Source organism: Kribbella sp. VKM Ac-2569, assembly GCF_004216905.1.
Lineage (GTDB): Bacteria > Actinomycetota > Actinomycetes > Propionibacteriales > Kribbellaceae > Kribbella.
Genome location: NZ_SGXJ01000001.1, coordinates 1,701,891 through 1,724,756, shown reverse-complemented (window position 1 = coordinate 1,724,756; position 22,866 = coordinate 1,701,891). Strand labels below are relative to the sequence as shown.

General features: G+C 68.8%; 15 protein-coding genes. 9 read left to right on the top strand and 6 right to left on the bottom strand.

All coding sequences use genetic code 11. The annotated features are described in order from the left end of the window. Positions 1–72 precede the first annotated feature (72 nt). Genes EV649_RS08050 through EV649_RS08040 form a run of 3 tightly spaced genes read left to right on the top strand, consistent with a single transcriptional unit; the run spans position 73 to position 2,619 of the window. Complete coding sequence (locus EV649_RS08050; protein ID WP_130381995.1) at positions 73–1,266, top strand: homogentisate 1,2-dioxygenase domain-containing protein; 1,194 nt, start codon at positions 73–75, stop codon at positions 1,264–1,266. Between the two features lie 23 nt (positions 1,267–1,289). Further along, entirely contained in the window at positions 1,290–1,988 is a 699-nt protein-coding gene (locus tag EV649_RS08045; protein WP_241997852.1) for a hypothetical protein, read from the top strand. A gap of 25 nt (positions 1,989–2,013) precedes the next feature. After that, complete coding sequence (locus EV649_RS08040; RefSeq protein ID WP_130381993.1) at positions 2,014–2,619, top strand: hypothetical protein; 606 nt, start codon at positions 2,014–2,016, stop codon at positions 2,617–2,619. Here the strand turns inward: EV649_RS08040 and EV649_RS08035 are convergent. Next, positions 2,616–3,407: a polysaccharide deacetylase family protein gene (locus tag EV649_RS08035; protein WP_241997842.1), complete on the bottom strand. Its 792-nt coding sequence runs from the start codon at positions 3,405–3,407 to the stop codon at positions 2,616–2,618. The two genes, EV649_RS08040 and EV649_RS08035, sit on opposite strands and share 4 nt — an antisense overlap. A 234-nt stretch (positions 3,408–3,641) precedes the next feature. Between EV649_RS08035 and EV649_RS08030 the strand changes: the two genes are divergently transcribed. The 5 genes from EV649_RS08030 (at position 3,642) to EV649_RS08010 (ending at position 9,603) form a co-directional block, all read left to right on the top strand. Then, a complete protein-coding gene (locus tag EV649_RS08030) occupies positions 3,642–5,492 on the top strand; it encodes a 5'-nucleotidase C-terminal domain-containing protein (RefSeq protein WP_130381989.1) in 1,851 nt (616 codons plus the stop codon). 111 nt (positions 5,493–5,603) lie between these two features. Further along, positions 5,604–6,293 carry a GntR family transcriptional regulator gene (locus EV649_RS08025; RefSeq protein ID WP_241997839.1) on the top strand — a complete coding sequence of 230 codons (690 nt, stop codon included), beginning with the start codon at positions 5,604–5,606 and terminating at the stop codon, positions 6,291–6,293. An 11-nt stretch (positions 6,294–6,304) separates the two neighbouring features. Continuing rightward, entirely contained in the window at positions 6,305–7,033 is a 729-nt protein-coding gene (locus EV649_RS08020; RefSeq protein ID WP_130381987.1) for a creatininase family protein, read from the top strand. Positions 7,034–7,138: 105 nt separating this feature from the next. Further along, positions 7,139–8,074, top strand: a complete 936-nt coding sequence (locus EV649_RS08015) for a prolyl oligopeptidase family serine peptidase (protein WP_130381985.1) — start codon at positions 7,139–7,141, stop codon at positions 8,072–8,074. Then, positions 8,071–9,603: an AbgT family transporter gene (locus EV649_RS08010; RefSeq protein ID WP_130381983.1), complete on the top strand. Its 1,533-nt coding sequence runs from the start codon at positions 8,071–8,073 to the stop codon at positions 9,601–9,603. The genes EV649_RS08015 and EV649_RS08010 overlap by 4 nt, the downstream gene beginning before the upstream one ends. A 71-nt stretch (positions 9,604–9,674) precedes the next feature. Here the strand turns inward: EV649_RS08010 and EV649_RS08005 are convergent, their stop codons facing one another. Beyond that, a complete protein-coding gene (locus EV649_RS08005) occupies positions 9,675–10,115 on the bottom strand; it encodes a helix-turn-helix domain-containing protein (RefSeq protein WP_130381982.1) in 441 nt (146 codons plus the stop codon). A gap of 82 nt (positions 10,116–10,197) precedes the next feature. Here EV649_RS08005 and EV649_RS08000 point away from each other — a divergent pair, with 82 nt between their 5' ends. Further along, on the top strand, positions 10,198–10,878 hold the full coding sequence (locus tag EV649_RS08000) for an SDR family NAD(P)-dependent oxidoreductase (RefSeq protein ID WP_130381980.1): 681 nt from the start codon (positions 10,198–10,200) through the stop codon (positions 10,876–10,878). Between the two features lie 28 nt (positions 10,879–10,906). Here EV649_RS08000 and EV649_RS07995 read toward each other — a convergent pair whose 3' ends face one another. The 4 genes from EV649_RS07995 to EV649_RS07980 all read right to left on the bottom strand — a co-directional run bounded on the left by EV649_RS07995 (position 10,907) and on the right by EV649_RS07980 (position 22,812). Next, entirely contained in the window at positions 10,907–11,485 is a 579-nt protein-coding gene (locus EV649_RS07995) for a nicotinamidase (protein WP_130381978.1), read from the bottom strand. A 65-nt stretch (positions 11,486–11,550) separates the two neighbouring features. Next, the gene (locus EV649_RS07990) at positions 11,551–12,330 is read right to left on the bottom strand and encodes an SDR family NAD(P)-dependent oxidoreductase (protein WP_130381976.1); all 780 of its coding nucleotides are present in this window, start codon (positions 12,328–12,330) and stop codon (positions 11,551–11,553) included. Positions 12,331–12,403: 73 nt separating this feature from the next. Next, positions 12,404–16,048 carry a hypothetical protein gene (locus tag EV649_RS07985; protein ID WP_130381974.1) on the bottom strand — a complete coding sequence of 1,215 codons (3,645 nt, stop codon included), beginning with the start codon at positions 16,046–16,048 and terminating at the stop codon, positions 12,404–12,406. Then, positions 16,048–22,812 (bottom strand): DUF6603 domain-containing protein, encoded by a 6,765-nt coding sequence (locus EV649_RS07980; protein ID WP_130381972.1) that lies wholly within the window; start codon positions 22,810–22,812, stop codon positions 16,048–16,050. The genes EV649_RS07985 and EV649_RS07980 overlap by 1 nt, the downstream gene beginning before the upstream one ends. Between the last annotated feature and the right edge of the window lie 54 nt (positions 22,813–22,866).

The window sequence follows — 22,866 nt, the reverse complement described above, 5'->3', positions numbered from 1 at the left end:
GGTCGAAGCCTAACGGATGCTTTCGGTAAGCGGACGCAGGCGTTCGGATACCGTACACCGTGGAGTGGAAAGATGGCGTTCTACCGGCAGGTCGGGGAAGTTCCACCGAAGCGGCACACGCAGTTCCGGAAACCGGACGGCGGGCTGTACTACGAGGAGCTGATGGGGGAGGAGGGGTTCTCGTCGGACTCGTCGCTGCTGTACCACGCCGGCGTACCGTCCGCGATCGTCGATTCCCAGGTGTGGGACCTGCCGGATCTCGCCACCGTCCCGAACCACCCGCTCACGCCGCGGCACCTGAAGCTGCACGACCTGTTCACCGATACGTCCAAGTCGAACGCCGTGGAGGACCGGCGGCTCGTACTCGGCAACGGTGACGTCCGGATCTCGTACGTCGTGGCCGAGCAGCCGTCGCCGTACTACCGGAACGCGATCGGCGACGAGTGCGTGTACGTCGAGAAGGGCTCGGCGACCGTGGAGACCGTGTTCGGCGTACTGAACGCGGTCCCGGGCGACTACGTGATCATCCCGCGCGCGACCACGCACCGCTGGCTGCCCGGGCCGGAGGGCGTGCACGCGTACGCGATCGAGGGCAACTCGCACATCGCGCCGCCGAAGCGCTACCTGTCCCGGTACGGGCAGTTCCTCGAGCACTCGCCGTACTGCGAACGCGACCTGCACCCGGCGGCCGAGCCGCTCGTGGTGGAGGGGACCGACGTCGAGGTTCTGGTGAAGCACCGCGGGAACGGCGCCGGCGGGATCGTCGGCAGCCGGATGACGTACGCGACGCACCCGTTCGACGTGGTCGGTTGGGACGGTTGCCTGTATCCGTACACGTTCAACGTCAGCGACTTCGAGCCGATCACCGGGCGGGTGCACCAGCCGCCGCCCGTGCACCAGGTGTTCGAAGGGTACAACTTCGTGGTCTGCAACTTCGTGCCGAGGAAGGTCGACTACCACCCGTTGTCGGTGCCGGTGCCGTACTACCACTCGAACGTCGACTCCGACGAGGTGATGTTCTACTGCGGCGGCGACTACGAGGCGCGGAAGGGCTCCGGGATCGGGCTCGGGTCGATCTCGCTGCACCCCGGCGGGTACGCGCACGGGCCGCAGCCGTCGGCGATCGAGGCCTCGCTGGGCGCCGAGCGCTTCGAGGAACTGGCCGTCATGGTCGACACCTTCCGCACGCTCGAACTCGGCGAGGGCGGCCAGGCGGTCGACGACGGCGTCTACGCCTGGACCTGGGCGGGTCGCCGCAAGTCGTAGCGGTCTGTGGGATTCTGTCCCCTGTGAGTGAGGACGGGGACGTAGCTTCACAGGTTTCGGAGACCAGTACTTCAGTTGTCGGGCCGGAGGTGCAGGTGCCGCCACAGGATCCGGGGCAGCCGTTCGTGGTCGGGGTCGACCGGGACGCCGTACTGCGGCGGCGTGAGGTGGTGCGGACCGTCGAGCGGCGCGGCGCGTGGGTGACGCTGGCCCTCGGCGCGATCGGGATCGTTGCCGCGATCTACGCGCTGATCGCCTTCCGCGGCTCCGGGATGTGGCCGTTCGCGCTGTTGTTGATCGTGGCAATGATCCCGCTGGTGCTCAGCACGGTCCTGGTGTATCGCGTACAGGCCGAGCGGGTGGAGTGGTACGACGCCAACGAGCTGCCGCCCGTGGCGATGCGGATCTCCGCCAAGGGCCTCGAACTGGCCTGCGACGGCGCGGCGTTCCCCGTGGTGCTGCCGTGGGCGACCGTCCGCGGCTTCACACAGCACAAGCTGCTCGGCCAGTACATGCTCGACCTGGCTCTGGTCCGCGGCGTCGGCGCGACGACGGCCGGTGTCCGTGGTCTGGACCAGCCGTCCGTCCGCAGCGTCGTGAAACCGAACCCGCTGCTGCGCCCCACCGGCATGTTCCTGGTCAAGGCGCTCGACCAGCCGGTGCACGTCATCGACGAGGCCATCAAGCACTTCTCCGGCGGCGCCGCCGGGGTCCTACGCTGACCTGCCGAGCTGCAAGGCTCGAGGCATGAACGAGAGCTTCGTGGTCGGCCTGAAGCGCGACGAGATGCTGCGGCGGCGCAGCAGAGTCCACCGGGTTCGGATGATCAGCGGTGGATTCACACTGCTGATTTCGATGGTCGGCCTGGCCCTGTCGATCTGGCTCACGTTCCGGCTCGGCGGCTCGTGGATCATGGGAATGCTGATGATCGCCTGCATGGTGTTCCTCTTCGGGAGCAGCCTCGTCCCCTTCGTCCAGTGGGGCAAGCTGAAACGCTGGTACGCCGGCACGGACCTCCCGCCGTATGCCCTGCGGATGACCGCCGCCGCACTCGAACTCGGCGTGGAGGGCGCACCGGCGCCGGTCGTGCTGCCGTGGCCGGCGGTGGTGGGCTTCCGGCGGAAGCGGAAGCTCGGGCAGCCGCTCCTGCAGGTCGTCGTACAGCCCGGGGTCACCGCAGCCAGCCCGGGCGTCAGCGGCCTTGACCAGCCGGTTGTCCGGGCGCTGCTGCGGCGAAGCAGGCGGGTCAAGACTGCCGGTGTCTACAGCGTCGCGTCTCTTGACCAGCCCGTTGAGGCCATCGACCAGGCGCTGCGGTACTTCTCCAACGGGGTCGCGGCCGTGGCCCGTTAGCAGGGCAGCGAGCGGTACGTGTAGCCGAGCTTGGTGAGTTTGGTCAGGGCTCGGTCGAGCGCTGCGACGGTCTGGGAGCGGTTGCCGCCGCCGTCGTGCAGCAGGATGATCGCGCCGGGACGGGCCCCGGCCATGATCGCGTGCTCGATGCTGGCGGCGCCGGGCTTCTCCCAGTCCTTGGTGTCGACGTCCCAGAGCACCTGCCGCTGGTGGTACGACGCGGCGATCGCCTGGATCTTCGCGTTGGTGGCGCCGGTCGGCGGCCGCAGACACTTCGACTTCACGCCTGTCGCGATCTCCTGCCGCACCTTCGCGTCCGGCAGCAGAGTCAGCGTCTTGTGGTCCCAGGTGTGGTTGCCGACGGTGTGCCCGGCGGCTCGCTCGGCGGCGATCAGTTCCGGGTACTGCGCCACCTGGATCCCGAGCACGAAGAACGTCGCCTGCGCCTTGTGCTTACGCAGGAGCTGCAGGACCTTCGGGGTCCACTCGTGCTGGGGACCGTCGTCGAAGGTCAGGTAGAGGACCTTCCCGTGAGCGGCCAGGTTCCAGTCGTCGGCGGGCGGCTTGGCGACCGGGTGCTTGGCGGGCTGCGCGGGTTGTTTGGTCGACGACGGTTCACCGCGCTTGGACGTGATCGGCGTACCCAGCAGTCCGTGGCCGGTCGTCGGGGAGACGGGCGGGGCGGCGGACGTGACGGAGTGGTCGGAGGGCGTGGCGGCTTGGGCGAGGACGGCACCGCAGAGGAGGGCGGCGACCAACGGCAGCAGTTTGCCGGGCGGCCTGGTCACGGGGCCTCCCGCCCTGGACTGAGGAGCGGAGGGAGCGCAGCGACCGGAGCGACGAGGGAAGGGCGGGAGTTCCAGCCCCGTGACCCGCCGCGCCGGAGGCGTGGCATGAGGGCGGTCATGAGGGGCATCTTCTCGCGAGCCTGGGGCCATGGGTTCGCGGGGTGGGGGTGTGTCGGCCGTATCGTGTGCCAACGGGGCCGGAGATCCCGGCCGGAAGACCTGTGAGGCGGGCCGATGACGGACAGCGGTGAGCGGACGAGCATGACACGACGCACGGTGATCGGCGGCGCGGCGGCGCTGGCCGCGGCCGGTTTCCAGGCGGTCCCGGCGTACGCGGACGACGACCGCGGCGGGCCCGGGAAGACCGTCCGGCTGACCGTGATGGGCACCACCGACCTGCACGGCAACGTGTTCAACTGGGACTACTTCAAGAACACCGAGTACGACGACAGCGCGCACAACGACATCGGCCTGGCCAAGATCTCCACACTGGTCAGCGCGGTCCGGGACCGGATCGCCGCGGACCGGCACGCGCCGCGCCCGCTGCTGCTCGACGCCGGCGACACCATCCAGGGCACGCCGCTGTCGTACTACTTCGCGAAGATCGAGCCCATCACCGGCGGTCACACGCACCCGATGGCCGCGGCGATGAACCGGATCGGGTACGACGCCGCCGCGCTCGGCAACCACGAGTTCAACTACGGCCTCGACATCCTCCGCAAGTTCCAGCAGCAGCTGCGGTTCCCGCTGCTCGGCGCGAACGCCCAGGACTGGACCACGGGCCTGCCGGTGTTCCCGCCGTACACGCTGAAGCGGGTGCAGGTGCCGGGGGAGAAGCCGATCACCGTCGGCATCCTCGGCCTGACCAACCCGGGCATCGCGATCTGGGACAAGGCGAACGTCGAGAACAAGCTGAAGTTCGGCGGCATCGTCGAGCTCGCGAAGATCTGGGCGCCGCGGGTCCGCAAGGCCGGCGCCGACGTCGTGATCGCCTCCGTGCACTCGGGGATGGACCTGTCCTCGTCGTACGGCGACGCGCTGCCGTACCCGGAGAACGCGTCGGTGCTGATGGCCGAGACCGTCCCGGGCATCGACGCCGTCCTGGTCGGCCACGCGCACCTTGAGATCCCCGAGCGGCTCGTCACCAACAAGACCAGCGGCGAGCAGGTGGTGCTCAGCGAGCCGCTGAAGTGGGGCATGCGGCTGTCGCTGTTCGACCTCGACCTGCAGAAGGTCCACGGGCAGTGGAACGTCGTCGGCCGGCACAGCCAGGTGCTGAACGCGAACACCGTCGACGCCGACCCGGACGTCGTCGCGCTGCTGCAGAAGGACCACGACAAGGTCGTCGAGTACGTGAACTCGAAGATCGGCACCTGCACCGAGGCGATGTCCGCGGCGACCGCGCCGTGGGAGGACACCGCCGCGCTGGACTTCGTGAACTTCATCCAGGCCGACGCGGTCTCGAAGGCCCTCGCCGGTACGCCGCAGGCCTCGCTGCCGGTGCTCGCGATCGCGGCGCCGTTCAACCGGGCGGCCGCGATCCCGGCCGGCGACGTCTCGATCCGCGACGTCGCCGGGCTCTACGTCTTCGACAACACGCTGCTCGCGGTGACGATGAGCGGTACGCAGATCAAGGAGTACCTGGAGTTCTCCGCGCAGTACTTCAAGCAGGTGACCGGCACCGGGCCGTTCCCGTCCGACCAGGTCACGAACGCCCCGACCCCGACTGCGCCGAACGGTACGCCGGACTACAACTACGACATCCTCGGCGGCCTGTCGAAGCCCCTGACCTACAAGATCGACATCGCCAAGGCGGCCGGCTCCCGGATCACGGACCTCGCGTACGACGGCACGGCGGTGGCCGCCGACCAGCAGTTCGTTGTCGCGGTCAACAACTACCGCCAGTCCGGCGGCGGCAACTTCCCGCACGTCAAGACCGCACCGGTCGTCTACAACCGCCAGGTCGAGATCCGCCAGCTGATGATCGACTACGTCACCGCCACCGGCACCGTCGACCCGAACACCTTCCACACCGGCGACTGGTCCCTGGTCTCCAACGGCACCCCCATCACCGTCACCACCTAACGCCAAATTTGCCTGGCAGACCCACCAATTTGCCTGGGTCAGCCAGGCAAATGGTGGCCGCCTGCTCACCGAGGTCTTGACCGGGGTGTGGCTAAGTGATTTAGTCAGTTTGTGAGTTACTCAGCTGCGGAAGTGCCGCCCAGTCTGTCCGACCGGTTGACCGAGTCGATTCTCGGGATCATCCGGGACGGCGGGCTGCGGCCCGGTGACGCGATCCCGTCGGCGCGGGAGCTGGCGAAGCGGTTCGCGATCACCACGCCGACGGTTCGGGAGGCGCTGCGGAAGCTCGAGGCGACCGGAGCGGTCGAGTTCCGGCACGGTTCCGGGACGTACGTCGGTCCGACGATCAACAACGTCGTACTGGCGAATCCGCATCGGCCGCCGATCACGAAGGACTCGGTGCTGCAGCTGATCAGTGCGCGCCTGGTGATCGAGCCGGCGGTCGCGGCGCAGTCGGCCCTGGCGCGCCGGGCCGAGAACCTGGAGCGCCTGGAGGCCGCCGTCACCAACGCGCTCGTCCCGCCCGGTGGTCCGGCGTTCGCGCTGAACTTCCACGTCGAGCTCGCGGCCGCTTCCGGGAACCCTTTGCTGCAAGAGGTTCTGGCCTCGCTGCTGAAGGTCCGGGTCCGCGAGCAGCAGCAGATCCGCGCGCTGTACGACAACCGCGGACGCGATCACAAGGAGCACCAGGCGATCGTGGAGGCCGTCCGCGCGCAGGACGCCGTACAGGCCGAGCGCCTCACCCGCGAACACCTCGACAACATCCGCCGCGCCGTCGAGTCCTCGCCGGAGCTGTCGTGAGACTTGCCGAAATGACGACCGATGAAGCGCAGGCCGCCGTACGCCGGTCCCCGCTGGTGATCGTTCCGGTCGGCGCGCAGGAACAGCACGGTGGCGGGATGGCGATGTCCACCGACACCGTCCGCGCCGTCGGCGTCGCCGAGCGGGTCGCGGAACGGCTGGCCGGCCGCGCGGTGATCGCCCCGGCAGTCCCGTACGGCGTCTCACCGCACCACATGGCGTTTGCCGGGACGATGACGTTGTCGCCGGCAACGTTCATGCAAGTTCTCCGGGACCTGGTGTCCAGCCTGCACGACCACGGCTGGCGGCAGTTCCTGGTGATCACCGGGCACGGAGGGAACAACGCCGCCCTGTCCGTGCTCGCGCAGGAGTACGTCCGCAGCGAGCTCACGTTCGCGTGGACCCCCGTCACGTCCGTCGTTTCGGACCTGATCACAGGAGTCAGCGAGGTGCACGGTCACGCCGGCGAGGCGGAGACCGCGCAGATGCTGTACCTGGCACCGGACCTGGTCCAGGCCGACCGCCTGGAGCCCGGCGCCACCACGCTCGACGACCTGAACACCACGGCCCGGCTCTCCCGGCAGTCGCGCGGACCGCGGCTGTCCGTCGGGTTCGACGCGTACCACAAGCGTGGCGTGCTGGGTGATCCCCGCCGCGCCACAGCCGAGGACGGCCGGCTCCTCGTGGAGACCGCCGCCGACCGGATCGCCGCCTTCGCCGACGACTTGCTCTCAGCCTGATCGCGAGAGCCTGACGCTGCACCCCCGAACACTGGACCTTCGCTCAGGGAGGTCCAGGCGCGAGCCTGCCCGCCTGCAGGCCGCATGCCCCCGAGGAGGCCCCTGATGAACCTCGCACGCCCCAAAATCCCCCGTCGTACCGCCCGCCGAGTCGGTGCGCTGCTAGGAGCGGCGGCTCTGGTGACCGCCGCCACCACGTTGCCCACGGCAACTGCGGCCGGCACCAACAGTGCCGGTTGCGGCAAGCAGGCCGCACCGAGCGGCGACTACACCGTCACCAGCGGCGGTCTCACGCGCACCTATCGCCTGCACGTGCCGGACAACTACCAGAGCTCCAAGGCCAAGCGACTCATCCTTGTGTACCACGGCCGCGGCAAGACCGGCGCGCAGACCGAGGCGTTCTCCGACCTGTCGAAGCTCGACGCGATCGTTGCCTACCCCAACGGTGTGATCGGTGACGAGAACAAGCAGGCCTGGCAGGGCGCGCCGTACTCCGCCGAGGGCGTCGACGACGTGAAGTTCACCGAGGATCTGCTCGACCGGCTGGAGGCGTCGTACTGCGTCGACACGGACGCCGTCTACGCGACCGGCAAGTCCAACGGCGCCGGCTTCACCGGGATCCTCGCCTGCCGGCTCGCCGATCGGATCGCGGCGATCGCCCCGGTCTCCGGCGCGTTCTACATCGAGGGCACGCACTGCGCGCCGAGCCGCCCGGTCCCGGTGCTCGACATCCACGGCACCGGCGACACCACGATCCCGTACGGCGGTGACGGTCAGCGCGACCTGCCCGACGTACAGACGTGGGTCCGGGACTGGACCGTCCGCGACCACTGCGACCCGGATCCGAAGACGAGCCGGATCGGTGACGACGTACTGAAGTTCACCTACAAGGGCTGCAAGGCCGACGTCGTGCACGTCGCGGTCACCGACGGCGGACACAGCTGGCCGGGATCGGATGCGACGTCCGGCCCGGGCTACGTGACGCAGACGTTCGAAGCGCACGAGCTGATCGGCGCGTTCTTCGAGGCGCATACATTATGAGTACGGCGACCGACACGAGGGAGCTGCCGCGCCTGGTCAGGGCGATGGCCGTCATCGAGCGGATCGGGAACGCGCTGCCGCACCCGTTCTGGCTGTTCTGGATCCTGTCGGCGATCCTGGCCGTGGTGAGCGCGATCCTGTCCGCGCTGGACGTCTCCGTACTCTCGCCGAAGGACGGCAAGGAGGTCGCCGTCCAGAACCTGCTGTCCGGTGACGGCCTGCAGATGGCGGTGTCGACGGCGATCTCGAACTTCGCCGAGTTCCCGCCGATGGCCACGATCGTGGTCGTGATCATGGGCGTCGCGCTGGCCGAGCGGACCGGGTTCCTGCAGGTGCTGATGCGGGTCAGTGTGTCCCGGGTGCCGCAGTCGATGGTGGTGTTCGCGGTCGCGTTCGCCGGCACGATGGCGCATGTCGCGTCGGCCGCGGCGTACATCATCCTGGTGCCGCTCGGCGGGCTCGCGTTCCGCGCGGTCGGCCGGTCGCCCATCCTCGGCATCGTGGTCGCGTACACCGCGATCGCCTCCGGGTACGACGCCAGCCCGATCCCGACCCCGAACGACGCGATCTTCGCCGGCATCACCACCGCGGCCGCCAAGACGATCGACCCGAACGCCCATGTCTCGGTGCTGTCGAACTGGTTCTTCAACATCGCGTCGTCGGTCCTGCTCGCGCTGGTGATCACGCTGGTCACCCGGTTGGTGCTGAGCAAGCGGACCGACCTCGACGCCGACCCGGACGCGCCTGGTGACGACGCGGATCAGCTGGCCGTGTCGGTTGCCGAGCGCAAGGGTCTGCGCCGGGCCGGGATCGTGTTCCTGGTCGCGGCCGCGGCGATCGTCGCGATGCTGCTGCCGCACGGCTCGCCGTTGCGCGGCAAGGACGGCAGCATCGTCGACTCGCCGTTCCTGGACGGCATCGCGCTGGTGGTCGCCGTCCTCTTCGGCCTGGTCGGCATCACGTACGGCGTGACTGTGAAGGCGATCGAGCGCGCGGCCGACGTACCGAAGCTGATGGCCGAGGGTATCAAGCAGATGGCGCCGGTGCTGGTGCTGTTCTTCGCGATCGCGCAGTTCCTCGCGTACTTCGACTGGAGCAACATCGGGGACCTGCTGTCCGCGGAATCGGCCCGGGTGCTCGGTGATCTCGGGGCGCCGAAGGTGGTGATCTTCCTCGGCATCCTCGCGCTGCTGACGGTGATCAACGTGCTGGTGACGAGCGGCTCCGCGATGTGGTCGCTGACCGCGCCGATCCTGGTGCCGATGATGCTGCTGCTGAGCGTTCCGGCCGAGACCACGCAGGCGCTGTTCCGAATCGCGGACTCGGGGTCGACGGCGATCACGCCGATGAGCCCGTACTTCGTGATGGCACTCGGCTTCCTGCAGCGCTACCGCAAGGACGCCGGCGTCGGCACACTCGCGTCGTACACGGTTCCGCTCGCCGTCTCGATGACGATCGCCTGGACCCTCCTCTTCCTCGCCTGGTGGGCCCTCGGCATCCCCCTCGGCCCAGGAGCCCCCGTCAGATAAGAGAACTGCGCGCCGCTGTACGCACTTCAAAGTGCCTTTTGTAAGCCCTCTCTTACTCACTCATGATGGTGTTACGCACTACTAGTGAGGTGAGGAAGATGGTTGTTGACCGGGGTCTTGCCGCGGCCTACTCCTGTGAGTTCGCTGGCCGCACGGTTGGTGGCGATCTCGCTGTGGTGGGTGGCGGCCCAGCCGGCCATCGCCATCACCGCATTCATCAGGGATCGACCGAGATCCGTCAGCTCGTACTCCACTCGCGGCGGGACCTCGGCGTACGCGGTCCGCGTGATCAGACCGTCACGCTCGAGGTTCTTGAGTGTCTGGGTCAGCATCCGCTGCGAGATCCCGGGAATGCTCGCCAGTAGTTCGGAGTAGCGCAGCCGCCCTCCGCCGAGCGTGCTGATGATCAGCACGGTCCACTTGTCGCCGATCCGGTCGAGCACCTCGCGGATGAACGCGCTGTCTTCGGGCCATGCCTGACACGGCCCGCTGATCCTCGTCGGTGTCGCCATCTCACCACAATACAGACCTCTCAGTCTGTTACCACACGACCAGTAAGTAGCAGTCCCATTCATCACCGAAAGGAAACTCACCGTGCCCACCATCGCCATCGTCGGAGCCGGATCCGGCCTCGGCCTGTCCATCGCCAAGGCCTTCGGGGACAACGGATTCTCCGTCGCGCTTGTCGCGCGCACCCAGGAGAAACTCGACACCCTCGCCGCTGAGCTGAAGGAGGCCGGGATCGAGGCTGCCGGCTTCGCTGCCGACGTCATGGACCCGGCGTCGGTCGCCGTCGCCTTCGACCGGATCAAGGAGCGCTTCGGAGACGTAGACGTCCTCGAGTACTCGCCTGCCCCGCACAGCCACGTCCCCGGCCTGAGCAACCCAGGCCCGCTGGAGGCGAGCAGAGCCAACATCCAGCCGCAGATCGACTACTACCTCTACGGCGGGATCGCGGCCACCGAGCAGGTGCTGCCCACCATGATCAAGCGCGGCAGCGGCACCATCCTCTACACCACCGGCGGCACTTCCAAGGACCCGCTGGCCGGGCCCGCCGAGTTCACCACGACCACCATCGGCAGCGGTGCGCTGCGCAGCTACGCGTTGAAGCTGCACCAGGCGACCGCGGACACCGGCGTGTACGTCGCGCACGTCCCGCTCTTCGCCTGGATCGGCGCCGGCGGGCCCGAAACCCAGCCCGACACCATCGCTCAGCACTACTGGACAACCCACACCAAGCGCGACGGAGCCGAGCAGCCCTACGTCGCCCTGTAACAGGACGCTTCCCCTCAGCGCGAAGCGGTCAGGTGAGAGCTACGCCTGCGTTGCGGAGGTCGGTCAGGGCCTGGTCGGTGCTGGCCTCGGCGACGCCTGCGGTCAGGCCGGTGAGAACCGTCGTACCGAAGCCTTCCTGGCGGGCGTCGAGGGCGGTCGCGCGGACGCAGTAGTCGGTCGCGATACCGCAGACGTCGACGTCGGTGACGCCCTTACCGCGTAACCAGTCGGCGAGCGTGTGACCGCCCTCGTGCGACTTGCCCTCGAAGCCGGAGTACGCGGCCGCGTACTCGCCCTTGTCGAAGATCGCGTCGAACGGCTGCGGGTCCAGGTTCGGGTGGAAGCTGACGCCGTCGGTGCCGGCCACGCAGTGCCGCGGCCAGGAGTGCACGAAGTCGGGTTCCTTGGAGAAGTGGTCACCCGGGTCGATGTGGTGGTCCCGGGTGGCCACGACGTACGCGTACTGCCGCTCGTCCGGCTCGGCCTCGTGCCATTTGTGCAGTAGCTCGCCGATCCGGAACGCGACGTCGGCGCCACCGGCGACGGCCAGGCTGCCGCCCTCGCAGAAGTCGTTCTGCACATCAACCACGATCAGTGCCCGGGCCATCGCGACGCTCCTTTCCGGAGTGCTTCTGAGCCCACCGTACAAGCGCCGACGCCGTCAAGGCTGCATTACGCAGGGATCAGATCGCCGCCGGTCACGTGCAGCAGCTGGCCCTGGATCGCCTTGGTCCGAGGCGAGGTCAGGAACAGGATCGCGTCGGCGAGCTCGGACGCGTCCGGCAGGTGCCGGGCGGTGAATCCGGCCGCGATCCGGTCCAGCGCCTGGCGGGGGATGACCCGGTGCGCCCCGTTCTCCAGCGTGATGCCCGGGAGTACGACGTTGACCAGTACGCCGTCCGCGCCGAGATCGTGCTGCAGGCTCGCCGCCAGGCCGTGCAGTCCTGCCTTCGCTGCGCCGTACGCCCAGGTGCCGCGCATGCCGCGCTCGGCGATGTCCGTCGAGATCAGCACCAGCCGCCCGTGTTCGGAGGCGCGGAGTGCCGGCGCGACCTGCTGGACAAGGTGGAAGTTGCCCTCGAGGTTGGCGCGGATGATCTCGGTCCACCACTCGACCCGGGAGTCCTCAATCCGCTCCGGTCGGTCGTCGTACCCGAGAGTTCCCCAGCTGACCGCGTTCGCGACCACGGCGTCCAGCCCGCCCCAATGCTCGACCGTCGACGCGACGGCGGCCGCGATCGTCTCGGGCGCACCGAGGTCCAGCTGGACGACGTACGCCGTACCGCCGGCCGCGTCGATCTCCTCCGCGACCGCCTCGGCCGCGTCCTTCTGGGAGTTGTAGGTGATCGCGACCCGGGCACCTTCCCGCCCGTACGCGATCGCGGTCGCCCGCCCGATCCCCGACGACCCACCCGTCACCAGCACCGCGGCATCCTTCAAACCCAGGTCCATGACCCGTCCTCCTGCATACATTGTTAGTCGGCTAATCAGAAAACTTAGCCGACTAACAAAACAGATGCAAGATTTAGGCGGTCACCTCGGCGACTACTTGGGTCTGGGCGCCGTTGGGGGCGCGCAGTACGAAGGTGACGACCATCGGGGGTGTCAGCCGGATGAGGATCTGGTACTCGTGCGGCGGGTCGTCGGTCACTCGGACGGCTTGGATGGGATCGGCGCTCGGGAAGGGGCCCGGGCGGGTCGGGATGTCGTCGAGCTCGAAGCGAGCCCGGACCGGTGGTGGTAGCGGACCGATCGGGAACGGACGGCGGGTCCGCTGGGCTTGAACCCCAAGAACGTAAGGGGGTTGAGCTGCGACATCGGCATCCGAGCGGAGCCGTGCCACCACACCGCGGCCGACGATCGTGAAGATGTCGATGAGATCGAGACTGGGCGGTTCGGCAACGAACGCCGGTACGGTGACTTGCTGTTCGGCGAGCCGGCCGAGCGGATCGACCAGCCGGACGAAGACGTCGACCGGCTGGCCGCTGTCGGGCCGGGTGAGCCATACGCCGAGTGGCGTTCGGCCGGCCGCTCGCGGTCCGCGGACTGCGGCTGCACCTGGGTCGGCGTTGGCCGGCGACGGTCCGGAGACCGGCCCTTCCGCTACCTCTTGAAGTGGGAGCGGATCGACGTCGACCACCCCGGCAGCGCCCTGTACCTCGACCGAGATGCGGTGGTTCCCCAGAGCAACCTCTCGGGGAGGTGCCGAGGTCGACGTCGTCACCAGGATCAGTTCGCCCGTGCCGATCGGCGTGGCGACGAGCGGAGCCAGGTCGGGCGCCGTTCCTGGAAGGACTGTCACGACCACTGGTTCGCAGGCAGTCGACGGCAGACCACGCACAGCCGCGACCGGCACGGCATCAACCGGTACTGCGACCGCCCGCACGAACCAGTCGTCCCACGACGGACCGAACGCACCCGTCCAGTTGGCCGTGTAGGTCAACTCGCCGGTGACCGGGTCGGGTGGCTGCCCTGCGCCAGGCGGAACAGCCGGTACGACAGCGAACGCTGGGCTCATCGACTCGAAGGATCGCGCGGCGACCTCGGACCGCGTCCGGAACAGCCGGAACTCGCGGACCGGCACTCGGCTCGCCGAGGTCATGGTCAGGGCGACGGTGCCCGCGACTCCGATGACCGAACTGACGACAGGTGCCGCGGGACGACGCAGTCGCGGTGCCGCGACGGCCTGCAGGCTTGCGTGAGCGGGCGCGCCGCCGGGCCAGGCCGACTCGATGCCTGACGTGGACAGCGTGGTCACGGTGAACAGGTGGATGTCCGTCGATCCCTTGGGCAGGGTGACGTCCGCTTCGCGAGCCGACCCGGGCAGCACCATCAGACGCCGGAAGATCGACCGGCGGCGGTCGGCCGGGAGGGCGTCGTACGAGTCCCAGAGCTGTTGCAGCCGTACGCCGGGCAGCGTGCCTTCGGCCGCTCGGGCCGGTAGCCCGACGGATTGACGAAGGGCTGTCTCGGCGATCTCCCAGACGATGATTCCCTTGTCTGCTTGGAGTTGCGCGCCGGCGGGCACGGACCACTGCACGCGCGCGTGCGAGCAGCCTTGCGCGTCGGGTGCGCTTCCCATCGGGACACCGGGCGGCAGCGGCGGCGGAATCGGCGCGACCGGCACGGGCGTCGCCGCGCTTGTCAGCGCAGGACTTGCCGCAGCCGGCGTCAGGCCGGACGTGACGCCGATCAGCAGGTGGGACCGCGTCCACAAGGCCGCACCCCAGCGCGCGGTCACTCCGAAGTCCAGGACGGGCACAGAGATCCGCACCTTGTACCGACGGCCTTCTTCGCCCTGTGCAGGCCCAGCCGGTACGACGTTCTCACCGGCCGAGTCCAGATGCTCGACCTGTACTCCGGCGCCGCCCTGCAACTCGTGACCCGCAAAGCTCAGCGCCACATCCCGCCGAAAGCAACCAGCGGGTGCGGGATCGAACGGCGTGACACCCGACGGTGGAGGACTGGTCGACGACGCCATCGGGAACATCACGACGCGCAGGTCGACGGCGACCGGCGTACGGTCTTCCCAGCCCACCGCGAGCTCGACCTCGAGCGTCGCGGGGCACGAGGTCGAACCGGTGAAGGTGGAGTTGAGCGCCATCGCGATGATGCGCGGCCGCGGCGGAGCAGGTTCGCCGCCGGCATACAGCGCGTCCTCCCACTTCGACCAAACGCCGAAGACGTCCTGAACCGCGACCGGATAGCCCGGACTGCGCCCGCCGCTCCCGAGCGGTATCTCGGCGGCGGCGTCGACGATGCTCGTCCGGCGGAACTCCGGCTGATCCTCCGGACCGTCAGGCACCGGAAGCAGCGGCCGGAAGTCGCCCGCGGGCCGCAGCGGCAGCAAGCACTCGGCGGTCGTGTCGGCAGGCGACTCGAAGCGAGCCAGCGATCCGCCCGTTCCTTGCCCGAGCGCGGCCGTGCTCGGCGGCCGGAACCATGAGATGCGCACCGTCTCGCGCCACGGTCGATCCGGTACTTCGGGTGCCACCAACCCATCGCGGACGGCCGCGACGTTGATCGGCGTCGCGGTGTTCACGTGCTGCGGGAAGGTCGGCAGGTACGCCGCCATCGTGGTGGAACCCATCCCGTTGGGCGTGTCCGAGTACTCGGCGGTGACCATCAGGTCGTCACCACCCACGCCCGGCTGGTCGTGCTGACGTTCCTCCAGGTAGCTGGTCCCGAAGCCGAGTCCCAGGGCCAGGAACGGGTCCGCACTCGCGGGCAGGGTCAGCAGTGAGAGCACCGGAAGCTCGGCAGTCGCGGTCAAGGAAGACCCACTCGGACCGTCGACCGGTCCGGTGTCGAGCACGTTCTGCTGCTCGTACGGCGGAAGGGCCGGGCGGTAGATCCGCTCGATCCGGGGCAGGGTCTCGTTGCGGATCTCCTTGAGCAGCATGCCGTAGTCCGGTGGCGCCCAGAGCGGCGCAGTACGGCTGGTGGCGGTGACCGGGTACCAGCCGACCGGGGGACCGCCGCGCTTGAGTCGCTGCAGGGCTGCCTCGACCGGGTCCACCGGATTGTCGAAGAAACCCTGCGGTCCGACGTCGTACGACGTACCGGGCCAGGGGGAGTCCACTGGCAGGCCCACGCGTTCGAGCGGCGTCCACTCGTCGTCGTCGAGCACCTGCTGGAGTAGCTCGATCCGGAGGTCCGGGCTGTGTCCGTTGACCAGCAGCGCTCTCGTGCCACCCGGGCATCGGACGACGAGCCGCACGCGAGCACCGCCGGCACTGGTGACGGCGGCGGCTCCGACGGTGGCCTCGAGCCCCAGAGCACCGCGGGTGACCAGTAGCCCGACAGGGCGAGCCGGGTCGATCGGGTCGCACTCGACTTCGACGTACGAGGCAACTCTGCTCCAGTTCAGTCCCAGGCCGCCCTTGACCGGGAGTTGGGTGAAGTCGGCGCGTTCGGGCTGGTCCCGTCGCGACCGCTGCCAGACGACGAACGGCTCGGACGGAACGCCGAGTTCCTTGGCGCAGATCCAGCGCACCTGGATCTCGGTGGGCCGCTTCTCCCGGATCGTCTTCAGGTGCTCCAGCAGCCGGTCGTCGATCACGACGTGGTGCTGACGAACCTGCTGCAGGTGCTGCTCGGCAATGACGGGCCACGGGATCTTGGCTGCTTCGGCGCGGAACCAGTAGGGCCAGGCGATTCGACGAGCCATCAGTCCTCCACCTCCCAAGGCGCCCGGTGCAGGGCGATGCGCAAGGCCTCGGCCCGCTGTTCCGGAGTACCGGCGAGTGCGTCACCGGCGAGTACAAGATCCAGGCGCAGCTCGGAGCCGCGGGAGCCTGGGGCGAGCAGGACGACGGCTCGGGTGCCGCCTGGTCCTTTCACGAGTTTGGTGATGCCGGCTCTTGGTAGATCGCCGGCCGCGACCGCTGCGGTGCTCGGCTCGAGCGAGAGCCAGTCACCCTCGACCGCGGCCCACCACTTGTGACCCGGCCCGGCTGATGGGTCGGGTGGCCCCTCGACGACGGTAGGCATCGGCCGCGAGCGCCACATCGCCTCGCTGCATTCCACGACGACCGCGACCGGCTGCGGTACGGCCTCACCGGACCAGAGCACTTCGGCCGCGGGATAGCGAGGTACTTGCGGGACGGCGAGCCCGGCGGACTGGTAGACCGTGTCCAGTACGTCGCCGGCCGGGGTCAGAGGTAGTGCGGACAGCGCGGCCGGAGTCGGCACATGTCGGTGCGCGCGGGTTCCGAGCCGGATGAGCTTCGCCAGGTCGCCGACCGTGCCGAAGCGAGAGGTGGTGAAGCCGACCCGGTAGATGCGCCTGCCGTGGGCGTTGTCAGGTGCCCCCTTCGGTACGGCTTCGATGTCGACCAGGTAGTCGGTGAGCGGCTGCAGGTCGTAGGGCAGCGTCAGGATCGTGCCGTGGGTGCTGCTGCCACTGCTGTCGGTGCACGGCAGCTCGTCGAGCAGTTCTGTCACCGCCTGCTGCCAGGGGTTCATGACCTGGCCTAGGTCTGGTGTCAGGGCACCCATCACCCCACCCTGGCCGGTCAGTTGATAGGGCAGGGTGAGTGAGAGGCCGCCACCTGGTGGTTCGGGATGGAAGCCGGACGAGGCCTGCACGTGGACGCGCAGTTCCTCACCGTACGCGTCGAAGAGGGCGGTCACGTTCTGGGTGGCGAGCGCGATCCGGATCGGCTCGGCGCAGAAGATGCCGGTCTCGTTCATCGCGGGCGCGGTGGCCAGCAACCACGGCCCGAGATCACGAGGTACCTCGTCCGGCCCGTCGGCCGCGAACCGGAAGTCCCGGGTCTCCTCACCGCCCCAGTTCTCCGGCTCGGTGGGCGACGGCTTGTTCGCACCGGCCACGGACTGGGCGCGGTACTTCACCCTGACCGTGTACGACTGCGACGGCACGAGCAAGGCGACGTCGGTCGGGTCCTGGGTCAGGGTGGATTCGAGCAGATCGCGGTCGGTGGTGATGACCTGGGTGTCGTAGTCGAAACGCCACCGCTCGGCGGTGGTGATCCCGGCCGCGGCGATCAGCCAGTACGGCGTACCGGCGAGGAACCTCTCGTGGCGATCGGCGCCGAGCTCCACCACGGCAACGCTGCCCGGTACATCGACGACAACGCGGCAGAGCAGCAGGTCGCGTTCTTCGGCGACGACCCGGGCCGCGATCCGCCCGGCGCGTTCGATCGGGTCGGCCCAGGGGCCGGCGGGGTCGGTCCACTCGCCTGGCAGCGGGTTGGTCGAGGTCACCATGCTATCCGGGGTGACCGGCTGCTGCGCGACGACCGAGCCGTCGCTCTTGCGGCAGGTGATGATCAGGCCCTCGTTGAGCATCCGCTCGGACACCAGCAGGAGGAGTTCGAGCGCTTCGAGACCGCCGTCCACCGAGAGCCGCACGGTGTTGCCGAAGTCCGACGGCTTGAACCCGGTCTCCTCCCAGATCTTCTTGACCAGCTCGCGTTCCTCCTCGGTCCCGTACGGCGCCGGGTCGGGTTCGTCGCCCGACGGTGAACGCAGGATCCGGCCCTGGCATCCCAGTGGCTGGTCGGAAAGCCCTTTGTCCCAAGCCGTTTCGGCCCACGCCGCACCGAGGTCGGCCAGCGAGGTACCGGTGGCGAGCAGGTCCACGACCTCCTGCAGAGCCTCGCCGTTCATCGGCAGCGCCGCGTTGCTGAAGGTCAGCGGGTTGCCGCTCTGCCAGACCTGGATCGAGTCGACGTGATCGATGTGGCCGGTCGGACACGGCACCGAGTCGCCGACGACGACCGCAGGATCCGTGCCCTGCAAGAGATCGGCGAGAGGATTGTGGGTCCGCCAGGTCTCGGTGACGTCGAGCTTGGCGTCGACCGGCGTACTGCGGAAGTCGCCCGGTTGGTCCGGCCAGGGAATGCCGGTCAGGCGCCAGCCGGCCGGGCTCGGTCCGGTCGGCTTGCTGTCGAAGGTCCACACGACCGGCGCCGGGCGGGCGGGGTCGCTGCAGATGTGTCCCCATTGTTCGTTGACCGTGGTGGTGAGGCTTTCGCCGTACGGGACGGCTCGTGGTGCGGGCGTCGGCAACCAGCTCAACAACGCGAGCGCCGGGCCGAGTTGGGACTGGCCGGGCGCGTTGCGGGCCCACCAGGTCGCGGGTGTCTTGCCTGCGGGCGGATCCGGCTGAAGGTCGCCGATCAACTCGACGCTGGTGAGCTGGAAACGCCACCAGTTGTCGCCTCGGCGCACCCACGGGTCGGCTCCGGCGCCGGACGTGCCGCGGGCTTCACCACCAAGTACGACGTTGCCGGGCAGAACACTCGGCGGGGTCTTGAACAGGACGACCGGAACCGCATCCAGCGGAACGGTCGGTATCGGGTCGCCGGACTGAGCTGCTGCGTCACCCAGCGCGCCGTCGACGGCCCGATCGGTCGCACTGCCCTCGACGAGGGCGGGGGAGCGGCTGACCAGTTTCACCCCGCCGATCAGCTCCGGAGGATCGGCCGGGTCCGGTGGGCCGCCGCCGATCTCGAGCTTGATGCAGCCCTCGACGCTGAAGAAGAAGAAGTCGACCTTGCCGCAGACCCGGCCGGTGATGCTGGTCGTGTCGGTGTTGCCGCGGCGGCCGACCAGCACGGTCAGTTCGGCCCGCGCCGAGATGCCGACGATCCACAGCCGCAGCTCGCCCCGGGCGTAGATCATCCCGCCCAGACCGAAAGGCTCGAACGAGATCAGCGCGTCGAACCCGGCCGCGACCTCGAAGTACAGGCCGACGGACTTGCTGCCCATCAGCACGCACTGCAGGTGGAAGCCGACCGCGATCGCCAGACCGTTGGTGGTGATCGGCAGCTTCGGATTGGCGAGCGTGGTGCCGTCGCCGTGGATCATCAGATAGCCGGTGCCGCGGAAGACGTCGAGGATCGAGACCGTCACCGGATCGGTGTAGCTGCCGAGATCGATGAACCAGTTCTGCGCCTGCGACAGATGGAAGAACGCGGTCACCGGGACGCGGATCTTCAGCAGCTTGAGAATGCTGTACTCCGCGACGATGCCGATCGTGATCGTGCCGCGGCCGAAGTCGAGGTCGAGCACGGCCAGGAAGGTGGCACTGCTCTGCGCCTTCAGGACCGGCGGCATCTTCAGTACGTCGGCCTTCATCACCAGCAACAGCCGCGGCCCGGGCACCTCGACCAGCACGATCCCCTTGAGGTGGATCAAGAAGCCACCTTCGGCGGTGCCGAGCATCATGCCCGCGGCGATCGCGAAGCTGCCGGGGTTGAGCTCCCACCCCGCCGGATGCATCACGCTGAACCCGCGGGCAGGCGTGAGCTGATTCTCCAGCCACTTCAACGCAGGCGCCTGTACTCCGGTCTGCTCGAGCCTGCGGTAGTTGACCCCGACCCCGCCCAGGAAGCCGAAGATCCCCAACCCCGAGTTGCCCAACGGCAGCGGCACCGGGAACTCGACCTCGGCACCGACCAGTACTCCGGTCGTGCCGGCCCGGCTCTCCAGTGCGAGCGTGGCACTCGCGCGCAGGCCGATCGACGGGAAGGTCAGATCGAAGGCGCCCTTGAACCCGAGATCGGTGATCTCCAGGTAGCCGGTGCCGTGAATCGCGCCGGGGATGTCCAGAGTGGCGCCGAGCTTGGTGAGTTGCGGCGCCTCGAAGGCGTCGAGCCGGAGCCGGACCCGAACCGTGTCGACGGTGACGATGCCGAGATCGACTCCGAGGCCGACTTCCACTTCCAGGTAGGTCGGATTGAGCCGGCTCGCGCGAACGCCGAGCACCCGGAGCAACGAATCCAACGGCGGCGCGGCCATCAAGGATCCGGCCGGTACGTCGAGCGTGTAGCCGCGGCTCGGGTCGAACACGGGCAGCGGCACATACTCGACCGTCCCGTCGCCGTTGTCCTCCGTGTCCCACGTGCTTCTGATGCCGACCGCTTGGTAGCGGGTCACGATCGGCTTCTGCGGATCGACCTTGATGAAGCCGAGGTCGAACGAGAACGCGGTCTCGAGATCGAGCAGCACGCTGATCTGGGTGGTGGTCGGGCCGCTGCCGGTGGCCGGGTTCACGAGTCCGTCGCTGACCACGAGCTGCCCGCCGCGCAGGACGACGTACTGGGTCTGGATCTGGCCGCCGGCACCCAGCCCGACCGCGGCGCTGCCGAGGACGACGAGCGGAACCAGTTCGCCTGCTGTCGGACTCGGCGGCGTGACAGCGGCCAGGAGCGGGGAGAGGGCGGAGACCGCACCGAGGATGTTGAGCGCGGTGTTCGAGCCCGCGGACGCTCGCTCGACCTTGGCGAGGCCGTCGAGATCGCCTTCGACGGCGCGGAACTCGGCACTGGTCTCCCAGGACGAGCGGTCCTCGGCGACCTTGAGCCGGACCAGGAAGGTGCAGATGCCGTCGCTCGGATTGGTCCTGGCCGGGAGTTCCTCGTCCGTGTGCTCGTCCAGGCGCGCTTCGGCCGCGGTCCGGACGTCGAACTCGCCGTAAATCTCGGCGCGCACGAAGGTGCCGCGGATCAGTTCGACCCGGACGCCGATCTTGCGGAAGCAGTCGGGGACCAGTTGGCGCGGTGGCTCGGGGTCGACTTCCGTGATGGTCGCGGCCGCTGGGCGAGTCAGGTCCGCGGTGACGGTTTCGGTGGTTGGTGCCGCCAGTGTCGGTTTTGCTGTCGCCCGCCACCACTGCGGCGAGCCGGGCGGTGGCGTCGTGCTACCTGCCGCGGTCCCCTGACCGTGTGCGGTGCCGGGAGTCACGGCGGTGAACTGCAGTTCCGTGGTCAGCAGTTGGATCAACGCATCCCGACGCCGCCTACTGAGTTCGAGGTTCCGGGTGACGGCGTCCGGGTCGGTGTGGCCCTCGAACGACGCGAAGCCCTCGACGACCAGCGGCGTGGACTTCGGGATCTGTTCCAGCCGGGCCCGCGAGTCCGTGCCGAGGAAGGGCTGCGCGGCACCCCATTCCTGGCGTGACGTTGCGGGGGAGGTGCGGATGTTGTCCGCGACGGTGGTCCAGTTGGTGCTGGTGCCGGTGGGGAACTCGGTCGTCGACGGGTGGTTGAACAACGTGTAGGCGCTGAACTCGGCCACTGCCGCGGGGGTGACTGTCCTGGTTGCCGTCACGGTCACGGTCGCGCCGGCTGCCACCGGGATCTCGGCGGTGTCACCGTTGGCGGAGCCGCCGGGCCACGACCAGGCGATGTCGCCGCCGTCGTCCGGATCGAGTCGGACCGTTGCGTTGCTGTCGGTCTGACTGGTGACGACCACGCGATGGCCGGTGCTGGTGACAGTTCGCGGTACGACTTCGCCACCTGGCGGGGGAGGCGGAGTAACCGGCGTTGCGGTCGCCTTGCGGACGGAGATGTTCCTGATCAGCTCGTGCAGGCCGGCATCGGTGACCTTGATCTCCAGCGCCATGGTTCCGGCGGCCGGGAGCAGGATCGTCCGGCGGTCGAGGGTGGTGGGATCGCCGCCGTTGACGGTGACGCGATACGTGTACGGCGCGAGTCCGCCGCCGGCCGTGATGTACAGCGTTGCGCTGTCGGGCAGGTCGACCGGATTCGGTATCGGGTCGGTGTCCGGCACCGGGTACCACTCACCGGCCGGACCCTGGAACGCGAGCCGGGCCGTCGGCGACTGGCCGCGGTTCACCACCTCGGCCTCGAACAGCCCGGTCACCCCCGCGTGCTGACCGATCCCGATCCACAGATCCCGTACTCCGGCACTGACCGCCAGCCCTTCGAGCCCGGTCGGCGCGACGAAGAGCCTGACCTCGGGCAGATACAGCCCCTGCCAATCGGTCGGCTGCGTCCGCGCATTCGCCGGCACTCCGGACGGGCCGGCTTCACCGGTCAGATCCAGGGTGGCGCTGCGGAAGGCGAACCCGACCACCTCCCCGGGACCGATCAACGCATGGGCCGGCTCCATCCGGATGAAGTCGAAGATCTGATCCTGCGGAGGATGACCACTGACCGTACTGCTCAGCAGCTTGACTTCGAGACCCTGCCCGACCGGCCGCAACAGCCGCACCCGCAACGCAGGCAGGTGGAACCGGACATCCGGGTTGGCCGGATCGGCGCGCAGTTGTCCCTGCGCGTCGAGCCTCGCACCGCGCAGGAACGGCAACCGCGCGATCGCCTGCGGAGTGTCGGCAACGAGCCGGACGGTCCCGTCCGGATCACCACCCGGCGCGTCCAGCCGGAGCGCGAACTCGACCCCGACCCGCGGATCGGGAAACGTGAGCAGCGTGCCGGTGCTGTTCACCGCTCCCGAACTTCGGTCGAACGACCCCGTCGCCGGATCGAGACTGAGCGGCAGATCGCCACCCACGGTCGTCTTCCACACCCGCCAGCTGAACCCGTCGTCCTCGACGCGTTCCTCCTCGGTCGGTGTGTCCACGCTGTCCAGCACCGGCTTGAGCGCATCGAGCCCGCCACCGTTCTTCAAGGACGCAGGCGTGTCATCCCAAAGACTCATCTGTGCTTCCCCCCAAGAAGGTCCCCAGGGTTCAGGACAGCAGTTCTCGCCGCT